Source organism: Aeromonas piscicola, from assembly GCF_000820005.1.
Lineage (GTDB): Bacteria > Pseudomonadota > Gammaproteobacteria > Enterobacterales > Aeromonadaceae > Aeromonas > Aeromonas piscicola.
Genome location: NZ_CDBL01000044.1, coordinates 149,289 through 169,382, shown reverse-complemented (window position 1 = coordinate 169,382; position 20,094 = coordinate 149,289). Strand labels below are relative to the sequence as shown.

The window sequence follows — 20,094 nt, the reverse complement described above, 5'->3', positions numbered from 1 at the left end:
TCTGGCCTCCCGTTTTCATTCATGACGGCCTCAGGCCCCCTTGCGCACCTCTGCTGCAATCTGGTCGAGCAGCTGTTGCCAGCCCTGTCCCAGCTCGCTGACCAGGGAGCCGTAGCCATCCTCCGGCAACACCCGCACCAGCTGGAAGGGGACGTCACGCAGGACAGTGCCCTCTTCCGTCAGCAGTCGCCAGCGGCCACTCAGCACGGCACGCCCGTCGTGGCGCCCCTGGAAGCGTTCGACCGAGATGGTCAGCACTGGCCCCTTGCGGGCACCGTCCTGGCGCACCACCCAGCCGGGCAGCCGGCTGGAGAGACCGTTCAGGGTCAGCTGATCGAGCTGGGCATCGAGGGAACCCGCCCAGCGATGGTACTCGGCGAAGTGCAACTCCTTGCCCTCCAGCTGATAGACCAGGCTCATCCTGTCCAGCTGGCCGGATAGGGAGACAGGTTTGAGCACCAGCTGGTGCTGCGGTTGCGCCGTCATCGTAGTTGGCTGCTGCGCCTCGGCATCAAGGGAGTAGTAGTGCAGCGCCGTCGGCGCCGAACTGCAACCCGCCAGCAGGCCCAACAAGGCCAGCGTCATCATCTGTTTCTTCATCATTGGCCTCGCTTGGGCTCGGGATCACGGGGACGGGCGCGATCGAAGATCAACGAACTCGGCTGCTCGTTGAGCGAATGCACCAGTGGCTGCAACTCACGCATCAGCTGATTGAGCGACTGTACCGACTGACGCAGATCCTGATTGGTCTGGGAGTTGGCATCGTACTCTTGCAGCGTGCTCTGCAACTGCTTCAGGCTGTCGTTCAGGGACGCCGGCAACTGCTGGGTCGCGCTCTGGCCGGTAAACTTGTCCAGATTGGCGCTCACCGCACTGACGTTCTTGAGGGTCTGGTCCAGAGTGACCAGGGTGTGATTCACCTGGTTCAGGGTCTTGGCCGTGTCCATGTCGACGAACTTGTCGAGGATCTGGTTCACCTTGCGCTCGATCTGATCAAGCCCGGCCTGCACGGTCGGGAATACCTGATAACCGGCCAGCTTGATGGCCCGATACTTGGGTGCATCCGGATAGAAGTTCAGATCCACCACCTTGCCCCCGGTCAACAGGCTGGAGGTCTTGAGCGTCGCCCGCAACCCCTCCTTGAACTGCTTGCCAAACAGCGCGCGCCACTGCTCTTTCTCCGCATTGGCGTAGCGGTGAGAGAGACGCTGCACCTCGATGCGCGCCAGTACCGGTATCTGCCGGTTCTGGAATATCTGCACCCCTTTCTCGTCAATGAGATAGGGTGCCGAGATGACGGTACCGACCCGGATGCCGCGATACTCCACCGCCGCGCCAGGGTGCAGGCCGCCAACGCTGTCTTCAAACAGGAACACATAGTCGATGAACTGATCCAGACTACCAGCCAGCACGCTGGCCTGATCCTGGAACAGGGTGAAGTCATCCATCTGCTTGGCTGGCTCGCCAGGCGCCCAGCCAGGGGGCAGACCCATGGTGATGCCGCCGTCGAGCAGGCTCTCCAGCGAATCCATCTTCACCTTCATCCCCTCGCTGCTCATGGAGACCTCGAAGCCCGGGGTCATCCAGAAGCGGGAGTTGCCACTCACCAGCACGTCATAGGGGGCGTTGATGAAGATCTGGTACTGCATCTCGCTCTTCTCGGGCAGGAACTTGGCCTCTTCCACCTGGCCTATGGTAAAGCCCTGATAATTGATGGGCGAGCCCACCCCGAGTGCACGGGTATCCCGGCTGCTCAGGGAGAGCCGCAACCCCTTGGCGTCCTGGGAGGCCAGCGGCGGCTTGTCCAGCATGGCGTATTCGTCCAGCGGCCTGCCCTTCTTGCCGGGGGCCAGCTCGATGTAGGCGCCGGAGAGCAGGGTGCCGAGACCTGAGACCCCTTCCCGGCCGACCCTGGGCTTGACCACCCAGAACTGGCTGTCTTTCTTGAGCATGCCGGCGGCGGCATTGGTCAGGCGAGCCTTCAGCACCGCATGGCTGTAGTCCTCGCTGAGCTCCACCGCCTCGATGCGGCCCACTTCCACCTCGCGGGAGCGGATCACCGTCTTGCCCGCCACTATGCCTTCGGCGGTGGCCACTGTCAGAGTGAAGCTGGGACCTTGCGAATACCAGTGCTGGAACAACATCCAGATACCGATGAACAGCGCCAGCAGCGGCACCATCCAGATTGCGGCGGCCGAGCTCAGAAAATCAGAGCCGGGTTTCCACCTTTTCTTACGCTCACTCACGTTCGCGTTCTCCTTGTTGTAAATCCCAGATCAGGCGGGAATCGAAACTCATGGCTGCCACCATAGTGATCAGCACCACACCCGCAAATGCGACGGCCGCGGGGCCGGGGTAGATGGTCATCAGGTTGTCGAGCCGGATCAGGCCCGCCAGAATGGCCACCACGAAGACGTCGATCATCGACCAGCGTCCCACAAATTCAGTCATGCGATAGAGCTTGAGCTTGCCAAGGGGCGAGGCACCGTGGCCGCGCTGTACCATATAGCAAAGCCACAACAGCGCCAGGATTTTCACCAGCGGCACCACTACGCTGGCGATGAAGATCACCGCGGCTATGGGGTAGGAGCCCATGGCCCACAGCAAGACCACGCCACCGAGGATGGTGGAAGGGCTGTCATCTCCCAGGAAGACGGTATCCATGATGGGATAGAGGTTGGCGGGCACATAGAGGATCACCGAGGTGAAGAGCAGGGCCCAGGTACGGTTCAGACCGCCCGGCTTGCGGCTGTGCAGCTTGCCGCCGCAGCGCGGGCAACTGTGCTCGCCCGCCTCGCTCAGGGCGCCACAGATGTGACAGCCCACCAGCCCGGACGCCATGGCTGCGGCCTCGGCATCCGCATCCAGCTCGCGGGCCTCGGTCGGGCCGAACAGCCGTTGCCACAGCCACATCCGGTCGAGCGACGAGATCATCTTGATGAGCAGCACCGTATAGCCGACGAAGGCCCAGAACGACAGCCCCATCTTGATGTCAGCCATCCCCATCAGCTTGACCAGCGAGATGAGCACCCCGATCAGGAAGACATCCACCATCAGCCAGGGCTTGATCCGGCACAGCAGACGACCGAGGGAGCGCAGGGCATTGCTGTGCAAGTCCTTGTCGACCCGCCACAGCACCAGCATGATGGAGCCGATGTAGACCAGCGGCAGGCCGATCAGGGTCAGGCTCAGCACGGCGCCCAGAAACAGATAGCCCTGATCCACCAGGGTGGTGATGCACTGCAGAAACGTCATCTCCTGCCCCACTCCCTTGGCCGAGAACGACATGAAGGTAAAGGCGTTGGAGAGCACGAACATGATGATGGCCGCAAAGCCGTAAGCGATGGGCCTGCGCTCCTGCTCCGGCAAATGACGGCTCAGGGTATGGCCGCAACGCGGACAGCTGCTCGTCTCCCCGACGGCCAGCGCGGCGGCCGGCACCAGCAGGTCACACTCTTCGCACGCGGTCGCGTCATGGGTATAGGTGGGTAGGTGTTGGTTTGAAACCGAATGCAAGATGAAACCCCAGCATGAGGCCCACCACGGGGCCAGAGCCGCCAATTATTACAGCAGCGGCCCCTGCCGACCAGCACTGTCGTTGCACCATCCGGGATGGGAGTGAGAATGACTTTGACAAGCCAGTGACCATTTAGCACAATCAAACGCCACTTTTTTTCCGCGGGACAATAATTTATGACAACTGAATCCCCAAGCTACTCCACGATCGAGCAAGCCTTCTCCCTCGGGAACGGGCAAGATTCTGCCCTCAACTGGTTGCGCAAGAATCGCAGTCAGGTCGCCATCTTCCTGGTGAGCGGCATCAAGCTGGAGGGGACCATCAGCGGTTTCGACCAGTACAGCGTGCTGTTGACCGATGCCCATGGCAACCAGCAGCTGGTCTACAAGGCCAAGATCTCCACCATCGCCATGCACTCCGGCCGTCCCCAGGTCAGCATACAGCGTGCCCGCAAGCCGCGCGTCTCCATGGCACCGCGTCCCCATGGCGCCCCCGGTCGTTACGATGACAACCAGGGCGGCGGTAGCAGCGAGCAGTAATATGCTTGCCTGAATCACCCCCACGCCATTGCTGCGTCAAAGGGTGACCGAGTCCATTCTCATTTATCATGTCTGTCCCGTATGAGAATGGACTCCACTCTTCCTCCGAGTGGATCCGCCTGTTTCACCTTCCTTCACTTCAATACTGCAAGTCGACCGGTTTGCCATCCCTGACCATGCAGGTCTGCATCCCCGCAGCCTGACCGGCCTGTACGCCAATTCCCGTATCCTCGAACACCAGACAGGTCGCCGGCTCGACCCCCAGCCGACGTGCAGCCAGCAGAAACGTATCTGGATGGGGCTTGTGCAGATCCACATCGTCGGCGGTCACCACCACGGGGAAGTAACGATCCAGCCCGGTATTGCGCAGTACGGCCTCGGCATTGACTCGGGGCGACCCTGTGCCTATCCCCATGGGGAGCAGGCCGTGATGGCGCTGAACCAGTTCCAGCATGGCCGGAAAGACGGTGACCTTGTGCAGATTGGCCACGTAGTGATCCGTCTTGCAACGGGTTACCACCAGCGGGTCCAGGGCAATCTGCTGCTGCTCGGCGACCAGCAGGGCGATTTTGCGGCTCGGCATGCCACCGAGTTCATAGAACCAATCAGCATCGAAGTGAAAGCCAAACTCCCGGGCCGTGTGCGCCCAGGCGGCAAGGTGCAGTGGCATGGAGTCCACCAGGGTGCCATCGAGGTCAAATACCAGGCCTTGAAATCCGGAGAGGGTCATGGTGCGGGATCTGTGTCTGAAAATGGGTCCCCATTCTAGCCAGAGCCGCGCCCCGTCGCCATGACCTAGGTGGCGAGAAACGCTTGCCCCCACATTTGTGCCTGAAAATAGATGGGGGTCAGCTTGGCGGGATCCAGCTGATAGTTAGGCGCCAGCTGGGCAAGCAGCGGCCAGTTCCCCTGCTCATAGGTCTTCACCAGCTGGAACAGATGAAAGAGCGGCCCCTCACTGGATTCGAGCGCCCGCTTCACATCCTTGGGCAGATGGGCCTTGAGCTGCTCGGAGAGCAACGACCCATCCAATACTAACCCCACCAGAAACGCCCAGCTGGCGGCGGCCTTGCCGAGCGCGGTCACGGCGATCAGCTCGCAGAAACGGCCACGGGCGATGGCCATGCGGGTACAGGCCTCCGGCATATGCTGACTGACCCGCGCCAGCCCGTAGATGAGCACGAACTTGCGGATCTCCTGCTCCCCCAGATAGGAAAGCGCCCGTGTGACCGAGACGATGGGACTGGCGTGATCGAACCCGGGGGCGTTGACATAGGTCATCAGCTGGCCCGGCAACCAGGCGTCCTGCTCCAGCAGGCTGGCGACCCTGGCAAAGGAGAACTCCTCATGGCAGATAATCTGCAATATCTCCTGCACCAGCTTCATGTCCGGCTGGGCGGCACGCTGATTCACCAGTTCGGGACGCGCGAGGAAACCGCCGGCAAAGAAGTCCACCCCCGCCTCCTTGAGCGGCAGAAAATCGCCCCAGGTCTCGATGTCGAGCGCCATCCGCTTGTGCTCGGTCGGCTGGCTAATCCCCTCCTCCCCCATCCAGAACACCAGCAGCCGCGAGGTGTTGAACCAGCGGGGCTCCCGCTGGGCACCGTGCACGGCCAGACGGCGTCGATAATCTCGCCACTGTGCCAGTACGGGAAACGAGGCGGGCAACCGCTCGGCCGAGGCCTCGACCAGTGGGATCGTGTCCTGATCGAACAACAGGGGACGTTGCTCATCGAGTTGCTCATGGCTGAAGGGCAGCAAGTATTGGCGCCCCTGGGCCAGCAGGCGGCATTGTGTCGCGAGAAGAGTCCATTCGGCGGGGTCAGCAAGCTGATAGTCCATACCATAAGCAACGAGGGCGAGACGACGATTGAAGATAGGATAGCGACGTAACAACATGGGCTCACCGATAGGCTAGCGTACACGCCCTCCCCTGCGACTTGGCATGATAGAGCGCCTGATCGGCTTGTTCGGTCAAGCTCTGCCATGTTCCATCCAGCGAGGGAACCAGATAGCTAAAGCCTATGCTAACCGTAATGAAATCAGCAACTCGGGAAGCTGGATGAGGGATCTTTAGTTCACCGAGCTCCTTGTGAATCCGCTCCGCCAACCGCTCAGCCTCTTCGGGTTGCGGGCCACACAGCAGGATCACGAACTCCTCCCCGCCGTAGCGGGCCACCAGGTTGGTGCGCCGCCGCTCCGCCTCCTGCAGCAAACTGGCCACCTGTTGCAGGCATTGATCCCCCTTGGCATGGCCGAAGTGATCGTTGTAGGACTTGAACTCGTCCACGTCGATCATCAGTACCGCCAGCAGGCCCTGATGACGACGGGCCCACTCCCACTCCCGCTGCATGGTGAGATCCCAGTGGCGACGGTTGGCGATGCCGGTCAGGGGATCCTCCAGCGACAGCAGCGACAGTCGCTTGTTGGCCTCCTCCAGCGCCCGGTTGGTCTCCGCCAATTGCATGGTGCGCTCGCTGACCCTCAGCTCCAGCTCCCGGTTGAAGCGCTCCAGCGCAGCCTGGGTGCGTTGACGGATCAACAACTGGGAGAGCATGGCCGCATACTGTTTGAAGATCTCGCTCTGGTACGCCTTGAGCGGCCGCCGCCACAGCAGGTTGTCGGCGGCGATCCAGCCGATGGGCGTGGCGCCGTCCCACAGCGAGACCATGGCATTCCAGCCACGCCCCACCTCCTGCTTCTCGTAGTAGAGCGGCGCATCTTCCAGCACCAGCACATAATCCTTGCGGCGCAGGGCCTCCTGCACAGTGGGGTGCTCCGGAATGGGGCTGATGAAGTGGTGCTCGTCGATGAGTTCACCCGCTTCGTTGGTGCCCCAGGTGCCGTGCATAGTCTTGAACTCGGCGTCGACGAGGAAGATGGCGATGCGATCAAACTGCAGGTCCTGACGGGCCAGCGCCACAGCATCGTGCAGCAATTGATGCTCACTGTCGCAACGAGAGAGTTTGACACCCACCTGATGCAGCGCCTGCAACAGGCTGAGGAAAGAGTCTTGCAGCGCCTGGCTGCGGATGAGATCGGCCTGGGTGTGCCTGCGCTGATCCCGCTCCTGATCGATCTGGGTGGCGAGCAACCGGCTCTCCAGCTCGGCGGCCAGGTAGTGCATCAGCAGCTGGATGCTCTGCTGCTGGCGTCGGGAGAGGCGATCGAGACGACGGCGGGTTTCCAGATAGACCACGGCCTTCAACCCCTTCTGGCGTTTGAGCGGGAAGCAGGCACGCAGGCGTGGAATTTCGGGTTCGACCGTCTCCCAGACATCAGTGGTCGGGGCTATCTGCTCCACCACCAGCTGGCCCTTGTCGATGGCCTGTTCGATGAAGATGACAGGGAGTTTGAGGGGGGCGGCAATATCCGCATTCAGGCAGATCAGCCCCTGATCGAGCTGAAAGCTGTAAAGTTGGGACTCGGGAGCCCGCAACCAGAGGTAGATTTGTTCGGCTTCTGTCTTTTCCCTGACCGTTGCCAGCGTCACTTCACAGAGGTGTTCAAAACTGGTGAAGTGCTCTGGATCCCATTCCTGCATGCCTGCCATCCTTGGTTGTATCCAAGCGAGTATATCGGCAAACTTTGCACATTAACTGACTAGGCAGTCAAAAGCGCGATCCAGAGCCCAATTTTTATAACAGATTCAATGCCTGCATCGCGCTGCGGATGCGTTCGCGGGTCGCCTCGGACAGTGGCATCACCGGCAGGCGGCACTCTTCGCTGCAAAAGCCCAGCAGGGAGACCGCATACTTGGCGCCCGCCGGGCTCGGCTCGGCAAACATCGCCTGATGCAGCGGAATGAGCTTGTCTTGCAACTCACGGGCGGCCTGCCACTCACCAGCCAGCGTCAGGTTCTGCACCTCGGCCACCAGCTTGGGGGCCACGTTGGCCGTTACCGAGATGCAGCCCTGACCGCCACCTATGTTGTAGGCTACGGCGGTGGCATCTTCGCCGGAGAGCCAGGCAAACGGCTTCGTGATCAGCTGGCGCTCGGTCCAGGGACGAGCCAGGTCGCCGGTGGCATCCTTCACCCCGGCGATGCGCGGCAGTTCGGCCAGGCGGGCCAGGGTAGCCGGTTGCACGTCCACGATGGCGCGCGGCGGAATGTTATAGACGATGATGGGCTTGGTCGTCGCGTCGTGCACCGCCTTGAAGTGGTGGTAGAGCCCCTCCTGATTGGGGCGGTTGTAGTATCCGGCCACATGCAGGGTTGCATCGGCCCCCGCCTGCTCGGCGTGGCGGGTGTATTCGATGGCTTCGACCGGGTTGTTGGAGCCGGCACCGGCTATCACAGGAATGCGCCCCGCCACCTGCTTGACCACCAGTTCCACCACCCGGCAATGCTCGTCGTGGGTCAGGGTCGGGCTCTCGCCCGTGGTACCGACCGGCACTATGCCGTGGGTCCCCTGCTCGATATGCCACTCCACCAGACGCAACAGCGCCTCTTCATCCAGCTTGCCCTGTCGAAACGGGGTGATCAACGCAACAATAGAACCTTGAAACATGGGATCTCCTTCTCCTAAATGACGCGCATATGGCAATAAAAAACCCCGGTACGGGCTGCGCAACCGGGGTTTGAATCTTCTCAGGGATGAGAGGTTACGCGCGAACGTCGGCAGGCCCGAATGTCAGGCTTTTTTTGTGCTTTCGTTTCAACCCGTTGAACCGCATTTCGTCATCTCTGGTCAAAAAATGGTGTCTGGGCATATTTCGGGAACACGGCATAAATGTCAAGGCGAAAGGGGCTATGTATAATGGCCGCCCAAAATTGCGTGGAGAGACCCGATGAGCAGCCCTATCAGTGCCGTCAGCCAGATGCTGGAACGAAACCAAGCCCTCTTTGTCGGCAAGCGGCTACTTGTCTGTGGCGCGCTGGAGGATGACTATCCCCGCCAGCTGGCGACCCTGGCCCAGACCCTGACCGTCTTTACCACCGATTACTGCTATTACCGCAGCCAGCAGGCGGCCCTCGGCGAGGCAATTCTGTTCGACCACCAGCTCGGTGGCGCCCCCCGCTTCGATGCCCTGTTGCTGCTGATGCCCAAGGCCAAGGCCGAGGCGCAATACCTGCTGGCCATGATGACCCCCTTATTGGAAGCGGGTGCCGACCTGTTTCTGGCCGGCGAGAATCGCGGCGGCATCAACGGCGCCGACAAGCTGCTGGCCCCTTACGGCGACAAGCCCATCAAGCGCGACTCGGCGCGCCGCTGCTCCCTCTATCACGGTGAGCTGAGCAAACCGGTGGCATCGTTCGAACTGGACGCCTGGTTCAGCCGGTATGAATGCAAGGCTGGTGAGACGGAACTGACCGTGCTGGCGCTGCCGGGGGTATTCAGTGCCGACGAGCTGGATCTGGGCAGCCAGATGTTGCTCGCCAGCCTGCCGCCGATGCGGGGCAAGTTGCTCGATTTTGGTTGCGGCGCCGGTGTCATCGGTTCAATGCTGGCCAAGCGTAATCCGGATCTGGAGGTCAGCATGGTGGATATCAGCGCGCTGGCGCTGGAGTCGAGCCGCCGCACCCTGGCTGTCAATGGCTTGCAGGGAAAGGTCCATGCCTCGGACGTTTACTCCGACATTGCTGAAAAATTTCAACATATCGTCTCGAACCCTCCCTTCCACGCCGGGCTCAAGACCTTCTATGCGGCCACCGAGACCTTCCTCGCCAAGGCACCGGAATACCTGTCGGCGAATGGTGGCCTGACCATAGTCGCCAACGCCTTCCTGCGATATCAGCCTATACTGGATACGCACTTCAAACGGACCGAAGTGGTCAACAGCGACAGCAAATTCAAGGTGTATCTGAGCAAAGTGTAAATAAGTGTAACCGGTGTAATAAAACAAGTAGAGGGCCCCATCCGGGATCTGATAAGGTAATTGTCAATCGTTTAACCACCCCTTTAGGGGTGTTTTTTTACAGTGAGCTGAAAACCTTTTCATATCATCAATTCAGGGAGAGAAATACGATGGCAGGCATACTCACCATGATACTGGCAGGCGGCGAAGGAACCCGTCTCCAGCCGCTTACCACCACTCGCAGCAAGCCTTCTGTCCCGTTCGGTGGCAGCTATAGACTGATCGACTTCGTCCTCAACAACTTCGTCAACGCAGACTTCCTGCGCATCTACGTATTGACCCAATTCAAGTCCCAGTCCCTCTATCTGCACATGAAGAAGGGCTGGAACATAGTCGGCATCACGGACCGCTTCATCGACCCCATTCCTGCCCAGATGCGGATGGGCAAACGCTGGTATGACGGTACGGCCGATGCCATCTACCAGAACCTGCGTTTCATCGAGATCTCCGACCCCGAGCACGTCTGCATCTTCGGCTCCGACCATATCTACAAGATGGATGTCAGCCAGATGGTGACCTTCCACAAGCAGAAGGCCGCCGCCCTGACCGTCGCCGCCCTGCGCATGCCCATCGAGGAGGCGAGCGCCTTCGGGGTGATCGAGGTGGATCAGGAAGGGCGCATGATAGGCTTCGAAGAAAAACCCAAACATCCCAAACACATTCCGGGGGATCCCACCCAGGCACTGGTCTCGATGGGCAACTACATCTTCGAAACCGAAGCGCTCTACCGCGAGCTCAAGCGTGACGCAGCCGAGGAGAGCTCCAGCCACGATTTTGGCAAGGACATCATCCCCAGCCTGTTTCCGCGCGCCCCCGTCTATGTCTATGACTACAGCACCAACGTGATCCCGGGCGAGAAACCCAACGTCTACTGGCGCGACGTGGGCACCCTCGACTCCTACTGGCAGGCGCACATGGATCTGGTGGCGGACGATGCCCCCTTTTCCCTCTACAACCGCAAGTGGCCGCTGCACACTCACTATCCGCCCTTGCCGCCCGCCACCTTCGTCGACACCGACGACTGCAAGGTCAAGATTGCCAACTCCCTGATCTCCGGCGGTTGCTTCATTCAGGGCAGCCAGATCCAGCGCTCCATCCTGGGTTTTCGCTGCAACATAGGCCCCTGCAGCCACATCAGCGAGTCGGTGTTGCTCGGGGATGTGAAGATTGGCGAGGGCTGTTCCATTCGGCGCGCCATCATTGACAAGAACGTTGAAATTGCACCCGGCACTGTGATCGGTGAAAATCTGGACCATGACAGAGAGAGATTTACCGTATCCGAAGGCGGTATCGTCGTGGTACCTAAGGGAGCAAGAGTTGGCTATTAACCCACTGAAAATCCTGTTTGTTGCCTCGGAAGTTGAGGGGCTTGTGAAGACCGGGGGCCTGGCAGATGTAGCCAGAGCCCTGCCATTGTATCTGGCCCAGAAGGGCCATGACGTCAGGATCATCTTGCCCTTCTACAAGACGATCAAACGCCGTGATGAGGCCAGACTGATCGCCTCTCGCTGGTTGCCAACCCATCCGGGACTGCCGGACATCGGCTATCGCATCTATCAGATGGAGCTGGAAGGGGTCTGTGTCTATCTGATCGACTGCCCGCAGTATTTCGATCGACCCCAGCTCTACGCCGAGAACAACCAGGCCTATGGCGACAACGGCGAGCGCTTCGCCTTCTTCTCGGCAGCGGCCCTGCATGCCTGCGAGCAGCTGAACTTCGCCCCCGAGATAGTGCACTGCAACGACTGGCATACCGGTCTGCTGCCGCTGCTGCTCAAGACCCGCCATGCTCACAACCCCTTCTTCCAGCATACCCGCAGCGTGATCAGCATTCACAATGCGGCCTTTCAAGGGGTATTCGGTCGGGAGCAGTTCTGGGCCATGCCCGAAATTGCTGACTATGAACAGCGAGTCAGCTACGACTATGGTCACGTCAATCTGCTCAAATGCGGTGTGCTCTATGCCGACAAGATCAATGCAGTCAGTCCCAACTATGCCAGTGAATTGCTGACCCATCTGGGCGCCCACGGCATGGCCAGTATCTTCCAGCAGCGAGCAGCCGACCTGCGCGGCATTCTCAATGGCTGCGACTATCAGGACTGGGATCCGGCCTTCGACGACTTCCTGCCCGCCACCTATGACGTCGACAACCTCGCCGGCAAGCGGGTCTGCAAGCAGACGTTGCAACAGGAAACGGGCCTGCCGGTGGCAGATCTGCCCATCTACGGCATGGTGTGCCGGCTGACCGAGCAGAAAGGGGTGCACCTGTTGCTGCCGGTGCTGGACAAGTTCCTGCATCACAAGGTGCAGGTAGTGATAGTGGGTTCGGGGGATCCCTCCCTCGCCGCCCAGTTGCAGGCTATGGCCCAGCAATACCCGGACAAGTTTGCCTTCATCAACACCTATGACGACCGGCTGGCCCACCTGGTGGAAGCCGGCGCCGACTTCTTCCTGATGCCCTCCCTGTTCGAACCGTGCGGTCTCAATCAGATGTACAGCTTGGCCTACGGTACCTTGCCATTGGTGCGAGCCGTCGGTGGCCTCAAGGATACCGTAGTGGACTGGGATGCCGATCCTGAGCACGCCACCGGCTTCTGCTTCAATGATCCGACCGCCAACATACTGCTCGACGCCATGCGCCGCAGTCTGCTCTATTACCTGCAGGATCCCGAACGGTTTGCCAGAGTGCAGCGCAACGCCATGAACACCCGCTTCAACTGGCCGGACTCGGTTACCCTGTATGAGCAGATGTATCAGGACGCCCTGGCGCGCCAATGACGCTAATTGCTGAAGTTTTGTGCCCTTAGCACGGCTTTGAACGTCAACAGCGAAAAAAGTCCCCTTTGGCTGTTGACGCTCTTCCAAAACTCTATAGAATCCCCCACCGCAGTGATGCGAAGGTGGCGGAATTGGTAGACGCGCTAGCTTCAGGTGTTAGTGTCCCACGGATGTGAGGGTTCGAGTCCCTCTCTTCGCACCATACTGCAACATGCTTTTATCAGACAGCATGTCAATCCAGACTGATAACCCGAATGTGCGAAGGTGGCGGAATTGGTAGACGCGCTAGCTTCAGGTGTTAGTGCCCCCCGGGTGTGAGGGTTCGAGTCCCTCTCTTCGCACCATGCTTCTCCAGACAGCATGTAAATCAAAACTGGTAACACAATGTGCGAAGGTGGCGGAATTGGTAGACGCGCTAGCTTCAGGTGTTAGTGTCCCACGGATGTGAGGGTTCGAGTCCCTCTCTTCGCACCATTCATTACATAAAAAGCCCATCACGAAAGTGATGGGCTTTTTGTTTTTACTCCTTGTTATGACTATGCTTTTGACGACTTACCGCCCATCGTCATGCCAAGGAACGCATATGATACTGGATACCGACATTCACAACTTCTACGAGCATCTGGTGCTCAAGGAGATTGAGAGACAGGGTCTGAACCTGACGCTGAACGCCAACCAGATGGCCGATCTCTGCTGCCTGACCCTCAACCAGCTGCCCTCCCACTACATACGTCACGACGTCGATATGATCTACTTCCTGACCGATGCCAAGCGTACCGAGATGGAAAAAAACGTCGTGGAGTCGCTCAAGCTGGCACAAGAGAAGGTCCGGAACGCCCCCATCCCCTGATCATCACCAGGGCTGTTGCCAGATCAGAGCAGCTATGCCGGTCATCCCGGCGACCGGCAGCAAAATAAGGGCAGGCCTCAGCCTGGGTTCCAGCATGACCCAGGCGGCCAGCACAAAGCCAAGACTCCAGATGCCGTACTCCTTCTCCTGACCCCAGCCCAGCACGGCCAGCAGCCCGACCAACAGCATGACTCTCACAATCCAGGTCATGGTGATGCCTCCTCCCGCATTATTTGATAACGATTATCATTTGTATTTTAGGAGTATGCAATCGGACTTTTCTATCAGAGTCGAATGTCCCATAGGGGCAAACAGAGCACTCAAAAACGGGTTATGAGATCAACTAATTTGTAAGTTTTTCAATCAAAACTGCATTTTTGCTAAATCTGTTGGGATTTGCCCCCCCAGGTTTGTGGTAGATTGCGGCCTCTTTTTGGGTTGGCCCCTCGGGATACGTGTATCCACAGGACGAGAGGGACTGACCTTGGCGAGCAAGAGTTTAGGAAGTATCTATGCAAAACCAACAAAACCACATCCGACTACCGGGCATGTCGCAGGTGTTTGCCTGCCTGGCCATTTTCCTGGCCCTGGCCTTCTCGTTTACCAGCGTGCTAGACCTGCCAATCCAGTTGGCGCTGTTCATCGCCTGGTTCGTCATCATGGGGCTCGGCATCAAGCTCGGCCATGATTACAAGTCCCTGGAGCAGGCCGCCGTCGATGGCGTATCCAAGGGGATGGGGGCAATCCTGATCCTGGTCTCCGTCGGTGCCCTGGTCGGCACCTGGATCGCCGGCGGCATAGTGCCCAGCATCATCTACTTCGGTCTCAAGGTAATACACCCCTCCATCTTCCTGCTGGCGACCCTGATCATCTGCTCCCTCACCTCCCTGGCAACCGGTACCTCCTGGGGCTCTGCCGCCACCGCTGGCATCGCCATGATGGGCATTGGCCACAGCCTAGGCGTCCCCGCGCCCCTGGTGGCCGGCGCAGTGCTCTCCGGTGTCTATTTCGGTGACAAGCTCTCCCCGCTCTCCGATTCTGTGGTGCTGGCATCGACCATGTCCAACGTCGATGTGGTGGAACACATCAAGGGGATGCTGCCCATCAGCCTGGTCTCCTATGTCATCACGGCCGTGCTGTTCACCGTGGTCGGCATGCAGTATTCGGGCAATGTCAGCCTGGAGCAGGTCAATCTGGTGATGGAGGCGCTCGACCAGCAGTTCAACATCACGCCGCTGGCCATAGTCCCCGTGGTGCTGGTGCTGGGCCTGCTGGCCAACCGCAAGCCCGCCTTCCCGGTGATCAGCTTCGGCGCCCTGCTGGGCCTGATCTGGGCCATCGCATTTCAGGACATGGATCCGGTCAAGGCGATGCACTCCGCCTACAGCCCCTTCCCCATCACCTCTGGCATCGACTTCATCGACAACATCCTGGGTCGTGGCGGCATGGAGTCCATGCTGGGCTCGGTCGCCGTCATCATCTTCGGTCTGGGTTTTGGCGGCCTGCTGGAGAAGGTCGGCATCCTGGAAGTGATTGCCAGCGCCTTCGAGAAGCGCATCAACAGCGTCGGCAGCCTGACCAGCCACACCATAGGCACCGCCTTCCTGGCCAACGTGTTCGGCTCGGCCATGTATGTGTCGCTGATCCTGACCCCCAAGATCATGGCCAAGAACTACGACCGGCTGGGACTGGCACGCAAGAACCTCTCCCGCAACGCCGAGTTCGGCGGCACCCTCACCTGCGGCATGGTGCCCTGGAGCGACAACGGCATCTTCATGGCCGGGGTGCTCGGGGTCGCCACCCTCGACTACCTGCCCTACATGTGGCTCAGCTTCACCTGCATCATAGTGACCATCACCCTCGCCTACATGGGCAAGGCGGTGAACCGGGTTCCGCTGGTGGCCGCTGCCAGCTCCCGCTAATCGTTGCGAGATCAATGACAAAGGCGCCATCACGGCGCCTTTTGTTTGAGCGGGATTCAAGGTTAAGCTGGCAGCCACCCCAGTCGCGAGTGGCAGGATGCCCGATGAACTTTACCTTTCGCCAGATCCGTTATTTCGTGGCCGTGGCCGACAGCTTTTCAGTGAGCCGTGCCGCCGCCGAGCTGCATATCTCCCAGTCGGCGGTCACCAGCGCCATTCGCGAGCTGGAGACCGAACTGGGCGCCCCGCTATTCGAACGCAACCCGCGCGGCGTCACCCTCACCACCCAGGGCCACCAGTTTTTGCTCCACGCCCGCCGTATTCTCGGTGCCATGACCGAGGCGAGCCACTCCCTCAAAGCGGTGGCTCAGCAGGATCAGGGGCGACTCACCATCGGCGTGACCACCCTGGTGGCGGGTTACTACCTGTCCGAGGCGCTTGGCCGCTTTCGCCGCGCCTTTCCGGCGGTACAGATCGAGGTGAAGGAGGATGAACAGCCTTTTCTGGAGCACCAGATCGTCAACGGCGAAGTGGATGTGGGGATCCTGATGACCAACCGCACCATCCGGCAAGAGGCGTTTGATACCGAGCTACTGACCCGCTCGCCGCTGCGGCTCTGGCTGGCCGCCAACCATCCGCTCTGCGCCGAGTCGACCCTCTCCCTGACGGCGCTGGGAGAGGAGCCGATGATCTCGCTGACCGCCGATCAGCTCGATCAGATCATTGGTGGCGGCCTGCGCCGCTACGGCATCTCCCCCCGTATCGTGCTGCGCACCGCATCGGTGGAGGCGGTGCGCAGTCTGGTGGCGAGCCAGCTCGGGGTCGCCCTGTTGCCCGATTTTGCCTATCGCCCCTGGTCGCTGGAGCAGGAGCGGGTCGAGGCGCGCCCCATCAAGGAGCCCATTCCCGCCATCGATATCGGACTGGTGTGGCGCCGTGGTTCACGGCTGGATTGGACTGCGCGGGAATTTATCGATATCGCGCGGGATCAGAGCCGGTTGCGGGCCCGTCAGGCGCTCCCTCGCTAGCCATCTCTTGCAGTGTTGCCACTAAAATTCAGATTCATCTGCACTCGATATCGATTTAGCTGATACCTGAGCCACCAAAAATTGAAATATTCATCGTATTGCCACTCCCCTAAGCTCATTGCTGGTTAACGGGATGTTAACGCCCATGGCGGCGTTCCTTCACCTGATGCAAGTCAACACAATGCAAGGAGTGCATGATGAAATTGACCCCTCTGATGCTGGCTCTTGTCCCGGCGCTGCTGGCAGGCCAGACCCAGGCTGCCCCGACCGAGCTCGGCAAGGGTGAAGGCCAGCTCAATATCGTGGCCTGGGCTGGCTACGTCGAACGTGGCGAGACCGACAAGAACTACGATTGGGTCACCGGTTTCGAGCAGGAGACCGGCTGCAAGGTGAGCGTCAAGACGGCGGCCACCTCGGACGAGATGGTGGCGCTGATGAACGAGGGGGGCTTCGATCTGGTGACCGCCTCCGGCGATGCCAGCCTGCGTCTGATTGCCGGTGGCAAGGTGCAGCCGCTCAATCTGGCGCTCATTCCGAGTTACAGCAAGATTGATCCCCGGCTGCAAAATGCCCCCTGGCACACGGTGGATGGCAAGCACTACGGCGTGCCCTACCAGTGGGGCGGCAATATCCTGATGTACAACACCAAGGTGTTCCCCAAGGCGCCGGACTCCTGGAACGTGGTGTTCGAGGAGCAGACCCTGGCGGATGGCAAGTCCAACAAGGGGCGGGTGCAGGCCTTTGACGGCCCGATCCACATCGCCGATGCCGCCCTCTATCTGATGACCCATCAGCCCGCCCTTGGTATCAAGGATCCTTACGAGTTGAACGAGGATCAGTACAAGGCCTCGCTCGATCTGCTGCGCAAGCAGCGCCAGCTGGTGGGACGCTACTGGCATGATGCCTTTGTCCAGATCGATGACTTCAAGAACGAAGGCGTGGTCGCTTCCGGCTCCTGGCCATTCCAGGCCAACACCCTGATCGCCGACAAGCAGCCCATCGCCACCACTGTGCCCAAGGAGGGGGTCACCGGTTGGGCCGATACCAGCATGGTGCACAGCGATGCCAAGAACCTCACCTGCGCTTACAAGTGGCTGGAGCACTCCCTGAACAACAAGCTGCAGGGGGATCTCGCCTCATGGTTTGGCTCTGTGCCTGTGGTGCCTGCCGCCTGCGAGGGCAATGCCCTGCTTGGCCCGACAGGGTGCAAAACCAACGGTATCGACAACTTCGATCGGGTTCGCTTCTGGCGCACTCCGGTCTCCCAGTGCAAGAGCCAGGGAACCTGTGTGCCCTATTACCGCTGGGTTTCCGACTATATCGCCATTCTGGGCGGTCGCTGAGGCTGGTTTAGCAAGGTGGCCGCCACGGTGACCACCTTGCTCACGGTAGGGGAGCCGCGCCTCCTCTGCACAACCGCCCAAACCGGATAATCAAGCGGGCCGGACAGGAGTCCGGCCCATCCCTGCACAGACAAGGACGCCCCATGAACGCCGTACAATTTGACCGGGTCAGTCGCCACTATGGCGAGGTGAAGGCGGTCGACGACATCTCTTTCCAGATCTCCTCAGGGGAATTCTTTACCCTGCTGGGGCCGAGCGGTTCCGGCAAGACCACCTGCCTGCGGATGATCGCGGGCTTCGAGTACCCGAGCGACGGGGAGATCCGCCTGTTTGGCGAACCCTGCTCCACCGTGCCGCCCTATGATCGCAACCTCAACACAGTGTTTCAGGACTATGCCCTGTTTCCCAACATGGATGTGCGCGACAACATCGGCTATGGCCTGATGCTCAAGGGGGTCGCCAAGGCACAGCGCTACCGCAAGGTGGACGAGATGCTGGAGCTGGTACGGCTGCCGGGGGTCGGCAAGCGCCGCCCAAGCCAGCTCTCCGGCGGCCAGCGCCAGCGCATCGCCATCGCCCGGGCCCTCATCAACCAGCCACGCATCCTGCTGCTGGATGAGCCGCTGGGGGCCCTCGATCTCAAGTTGCGCGAGCAGATGCAGCTTGAGCTCAAGGCGCTGCAGCGCCAGCTTGGCATCACCTTTATCTTCGTCACCCACGATCAGCAGGAAGCGCTCTCCATGAGCGACCGGATCTGCATCTTCAGTCAGGGCAAGATCGAGCAGATTGCTGCCCCCGATACCATCTACGACGCCCCGGCGACGCCATTTGTGGCCCGCTTCGTCGGCACCGTCAATCTGTTCGAAGGGGAGCAGGCCAGACGGCTGTGCGGCGACGGCAGCCAGATGATGGTGCGCCCGGAGCGGATCCGGCTCAGTGAGGCGGGCACGCCGGGCTGGTCGGGGGAGATCCGCGAGGTTGAGTATCTGGGCCCCTTCGTCCGTTATCGGGTCGATCTGGGGGAGCAGCTCGAGATCATCGTCAACCACCCCAACGAGGGGCAGGCCCGTCTGGCGCGTGGCAGCAGGGTCAGCCTCAGCTGGCCGGAGCAGGCCATCCATCGCCTGAGCGCCGCCCATCAAGGGGCGCAGCCATGAGTGCCCCTCACAGTGCGAGTCTTGCCATGAACCATCAGCTCGAACCTGCCCGTTTCAGGCCACTGCGGCGCCTCTCGACCCTGCTCTACGGCCGTCCCGGCCTGCTGCTGGCGATCCTGCTGGGGCCGCCGCTGCTGTGGCTCGGCATCATCTATGTCGGCTCCTTGCTGATGCTGCTCTCCAACGCCTTCTTCGGGCTGGACGAGTTCAGCGGTCAGGTGCGCCATGAGCTGGGGCTGCAAAACTTCGTCGCCCTGCTGCGGCCGGAGAATCTGGATGTGATCGGCCGCACCGTCGGCATGTCACTGCTGGTGACCCTGGCCTGCGCCCTGCTCGGTTTTCCGGTTGCCTACTACATGGCGCGCTACACCAGTGGCAAGACCCGGGCGCTGTTCTATGTGGGGATCATGCTGCCGCTCTGGTCCAGCTATCTGGTGCGGGTCTATGCCTGGAAGCTGATCTTGGCCAAGGAGGGGGTGGTGAGCTGGCTGGCCGACAGCATGGGGCTGGAGTGGCTGCTCGATGCCATCCTTTCACTGCCGGTGATAGGTGGCCCTTCGCTGTCGTTTTCGCGGCTCGGCACCTTTATCGTGTTCGTCTACGTCTGGCTGCCCTTCATGATCCTGCCCATTCAGGCGGCGGTGGAGCGTATTCCGCGCTCCTTGCTGGAGGCGAGCAGCGATCTGGGGGCGACCCCCGCCCAGACCTTTCGCAACCTGATCCTGCCGCTGGCGTTGCCCGGTGTGGTGGCGGGCTCCATCTTCACCTTCTCGCTGACCCTCGGTGATTACATCATCCCCGGCATTATTGGCAACTCGACCATGTATATCGGTCAGGTGGTCTACATGCAGCAGGGGACGGCGGGCAATCTGCCCTTTGCCGCCGCCTTCTCGCTGGTGCCGATCCTTATCATCGCCATCTATCTGGCGATTGCGAAACGGTTAGGAGCCTTTGATGCGCTTTGATGCCCATATTGCACTCATCCATGTATCTCCTCGGGTGCCCAGCCTGATCATGGCTATCCACCGACGACCGTCAAACGGCAGGGGGCGTTCGATGCACTCTGACCCAATTGCTTTGAACCGGCAGCAAGGAGGCCGT

General features: G+C 60.4%; 18 protein-coding genes and 3 tRNA genes. 13 read left to right on the top strand and 8 right to left on the bottom strand.

Annotation, left to right across the window (positions count from 1 at the left end):
• Positions 1 to 30: 30 nt before the first annotated feature.
• Genes BN1128_RS09845 through BN1128_RS09835 form a run of 3 tightly spaced genes read right to left on the bottom strand, consistent with a single transcriptional unit; the run spans position 31 to position 3,516 of the window.
• Entirely contained in the window at positions 31 to 600 is a 570-nt protein-coding gene (locus BN1128_RS09845) for a PqiC family protein (protein WP_082030394.1), read from the bottom strand.
• Complete coding sequence (gene pqiB, locus BN1128_RS09840; protein WP_042868146.1) at positions 600 to 2,246, bottom strand: intermembrane transport protein PqiB; 1,647 nt, start codon at positions 2,244 to 2,246, stop codon at positions 600 to 602. Before pqiB ends, BN1128_RS09845 begins: the two co-directional genes overlap by 1 nt.
• On the bottom strand, positions 2,239 to 3,516 hold the full coding sequence (locus BN1128_RS09835; RefSeq protein ID WP_042868283.1) for a paraquat-inducible protein A: 1,278 nt from the start codon (positions 3,514 to 3,516) through the stop codon (positions 2,239 to 2,241). The genes pqiB and BN1128_RS09835 overlap by 8 nt, the downstream gene beginning before the upstream one ends.
• A gap of 177 nt (positions 3,517 to 3,693) precedes the next feature.
• Between BN1128_RS09835 and hfq the strand changes: the two genes are divergently transcribed.
• Positions 3,694 to 4,056, top strand: coding sequence for an RNA chaperone Hfq (gene hfq, locus BN1128_RS09830; RefSeq protein ID WP_011707507.1), 363 nt, complete (start codon positions 3,694 to 3,696; stop codon positions 4,054 to 4,056).
• A gap of 139 nt (positions 4,057 to 4,195) precedes the next feature.
• Here the strand turns inward: hfq and BN1128_RS09825 are convergent, their stop codons facing one another.
• From BN1128_RS09825 to dapA, 4 genes are all read right to left on the bottom strand, one after another.
• Complete coding sequence (locus BN1128_RS09825) at positions 4,196 to 4,786, bottom strand: HAD family hydrolase (protein ID WP_042868145.1); 591 nt, start codon at positions 4,784 to 4,786, stop codon at positions 4,196 to 4,198.
• Between the two features lie 65 nt (positions 4,787 to 4,851).
• Positions 4,852 to 5,955 carry an EAL and HDOD domain-containing protein gene (locus tag BN1128_RS09820; protein ID WP_042868142.1) on the bottom strand — a complete coding sequence of 368 codons (1,104 nt, stop codon included), beginning with the start codon at positions 5,953 to 5,955 and terminating at the stop codon, positions 4,852 to 4,854.
• Between the two features lie 4 nt (positions 5,956 to 5,959).
• Complete coding sequence (locus BN1128_RS09815) at positions 5,960 to 7,600, bottom strand: sensor domain-containing diguanylate cyclase (protein WP_042868140.1); 1,641 nt, start codon at positions 7,598 to 7,600, stop codon at positions 5,960 to 5,962.
• Positions 7,601 to 7,694: 94 nt separating this feature from the next.
• Positions 7,695 to 8,567: a 4-hydroxy-tetrahydrodipicolinate synthase gene (dapA, locus tag BN1128_RS09810; protein ID WP_042868138.1), complete on the bottom strand. Its 873-nt coding sequence runs from the start codon at positions 8,565 to 8,567 to the stop codon at positions 7,695 to 7,697.
• 280 nt (positions 8,568 to 8,847) lie between these two features.
• On the opposite strand from dapA, the gene rsmC reads away from it, so the two are divergent.
• From rsmC to BN1128_RS09775, 7 genes are all read left to right on the top strand, one after another.
• Positions 8,848 to 9,876, top strand: coding sequence for a 16S rRNA (guanine(1207)-N(2))-methyltransferase RsmC (rsmC, locus tag BN1128_RS09805; protein WP_042868136.1), 1,029 nt, complete (start codon positions 8,848 to 8,850; stop codon positions 9,874 to 9,876).
• A 107-nt stretch (positions 9,877 to 9,983) separates the two neighbouring features.
• Positions 9,984 to 11,243 (top strand): glucose-1-phosphate adenylyltransferase, encoded by a 1,260-nt coding sequence (glgC, locus tag BN1128_RS09800; RefSeq protein ID WP_276325058.1) that lies wholly within the window; start codon positions 9,984 to 9,986, stop codon positions 11,241 to 11,243.
• Positions 11,233 to 12,693: a glycogen synthase GlgA gene (gene glgA / locus BN1128_RS09795; protein ID WP_042868132.1), complete on the top strand. Its 1,461-nt coding sequence runs from the start codon at positions 11,233 to 11,235 to the stop codon at positions 12,691 to 12,693. The genes glgC and glgA overlap by 11 nt, the downstream gene beginning before the upstream one ends.
• Positions 12,694 to 12,809: 116 nt before the next feature.
• Positions 12,810 to 12,895: transfer RNA gene (locus tag BN1128_RS09790), tRNA-Leu, on the top strand.
• A 56-nt stretch (positions 12,896 to 12,951) separates the two neighbouring features.
• Positions 12,952 to 13,037: transfer RNA gene (locus BN1128_RS09785), tRNA-Leu, on the top strand.
• 44 nt (positions 13,038 to 13,081) lie between these two features.
• Positions 13,082 to 13,167 (top strand) — tRNA-Leu (locus BN1128_RS09780).
• Positions 13,168 to 13,276: 109 nt separating this feature from the next.
• Positions 13,277 to 13,543, top strand: coding sequence for a late competence development ComFB family protein (locus BN1128_RS09775; RefSeq protein WP_042868130.1), 267 nt, complete (start codon positions 13,277 to 13,279; stop codon positions 13,541 to 13,543).
• Positions 13,544 to 13,546: 3 nt separating this feature from the next.
• Here BN1128_RS09775 and BN1128_RS09770 read toward each other — a convergent pair whose 3' ends face one another.
• On the bottom strand, positions 13,547 to 13,753 hold the full coding sequence (locus tag BN1128_RS09770; protein ID WP_042868128.1) for a hypothetical protein: 207 nt from the start codon (positions 13,751 to 13,753) through the stop codon (positions 13,547 to 13,549).
• A 302-nt stretch (positions 13,754 to 14,055) separates the two neighbouring features.
• Between BN1128_RS09770 and nhaC the strand changes: the two genes are divergently transcribed.
• From nhaC to BN1128_RS09745, 5 genes are all read left to right on the top strand, one after another.
• On the top strand, positions 14,056 to 15,465 hold the full coding sequence (nhaC, locus tag BN1128_RS09765) for a Na+/H+ antiporter NhaC (RefSeq protein WP_042868127.1): 1,410 nt from the start codon (positions 14,056 to 14,058) through the stop codon (positions 15,463 to 15,465).
• A gap of 104 nt (positions 15,466 to 15,569) precedes the next feature.
• Positions 15,570 to 16,493 (top strand): LysR family transcriptional regulator, encoded by a 924-nt coding sequence (locus tag BN1128_RS09760; protein ID WP_005346246.1) that lies wholly within the window; start codon positions 15,570 to 15,572, stop codon positions 16,491 to 16,493.
• 197 nt (positions 16,494 to 16,690) lie between these two features.
• Positions 16,691 to 17,836 carry an ABC transporter substrate-binding protein gene (locus BN1128_RS09755; RefSeq protein WP_042868123.1) on the top strand — a complete coding sequence of 382 codons (1,146 nt, stop codon included), beginning with the start codon at positions 16,691 to 16,693 and terminating at the stop codon, positions 17,834 to 17,836.
• Between the two features lie 143 nt (positions 17,837 to 17,979).
• Positions 17,980 to 18,993 (top strand): ABC transporter ATP-binding protein, encoded by a 1,014-nt coding sequence (locus BN1128_RS09750; protein ID WP_042868121.1) that lies wholly within the window; start codon positions 17,980 to 17,982, stop codon positions 18,991 to 18,993.
• Positions 18,990 to 19,958: an ABC transporter permease gene (locus BN1128_RS09745; protein ID WP_052445505.1), complete on the top strand. Its 969-nt coding sequence runs from the start codon at positions 18,990 to 18,992 to the stop codon at positions 19,956 to 19,958. Before BN1128_RS09750 ends, BN1128_RS09745 begins: the two co-directional genes overlap by 4 nt.
• Positions 19,959 to 20,094 lie beyond the last annotated feature (136 nt).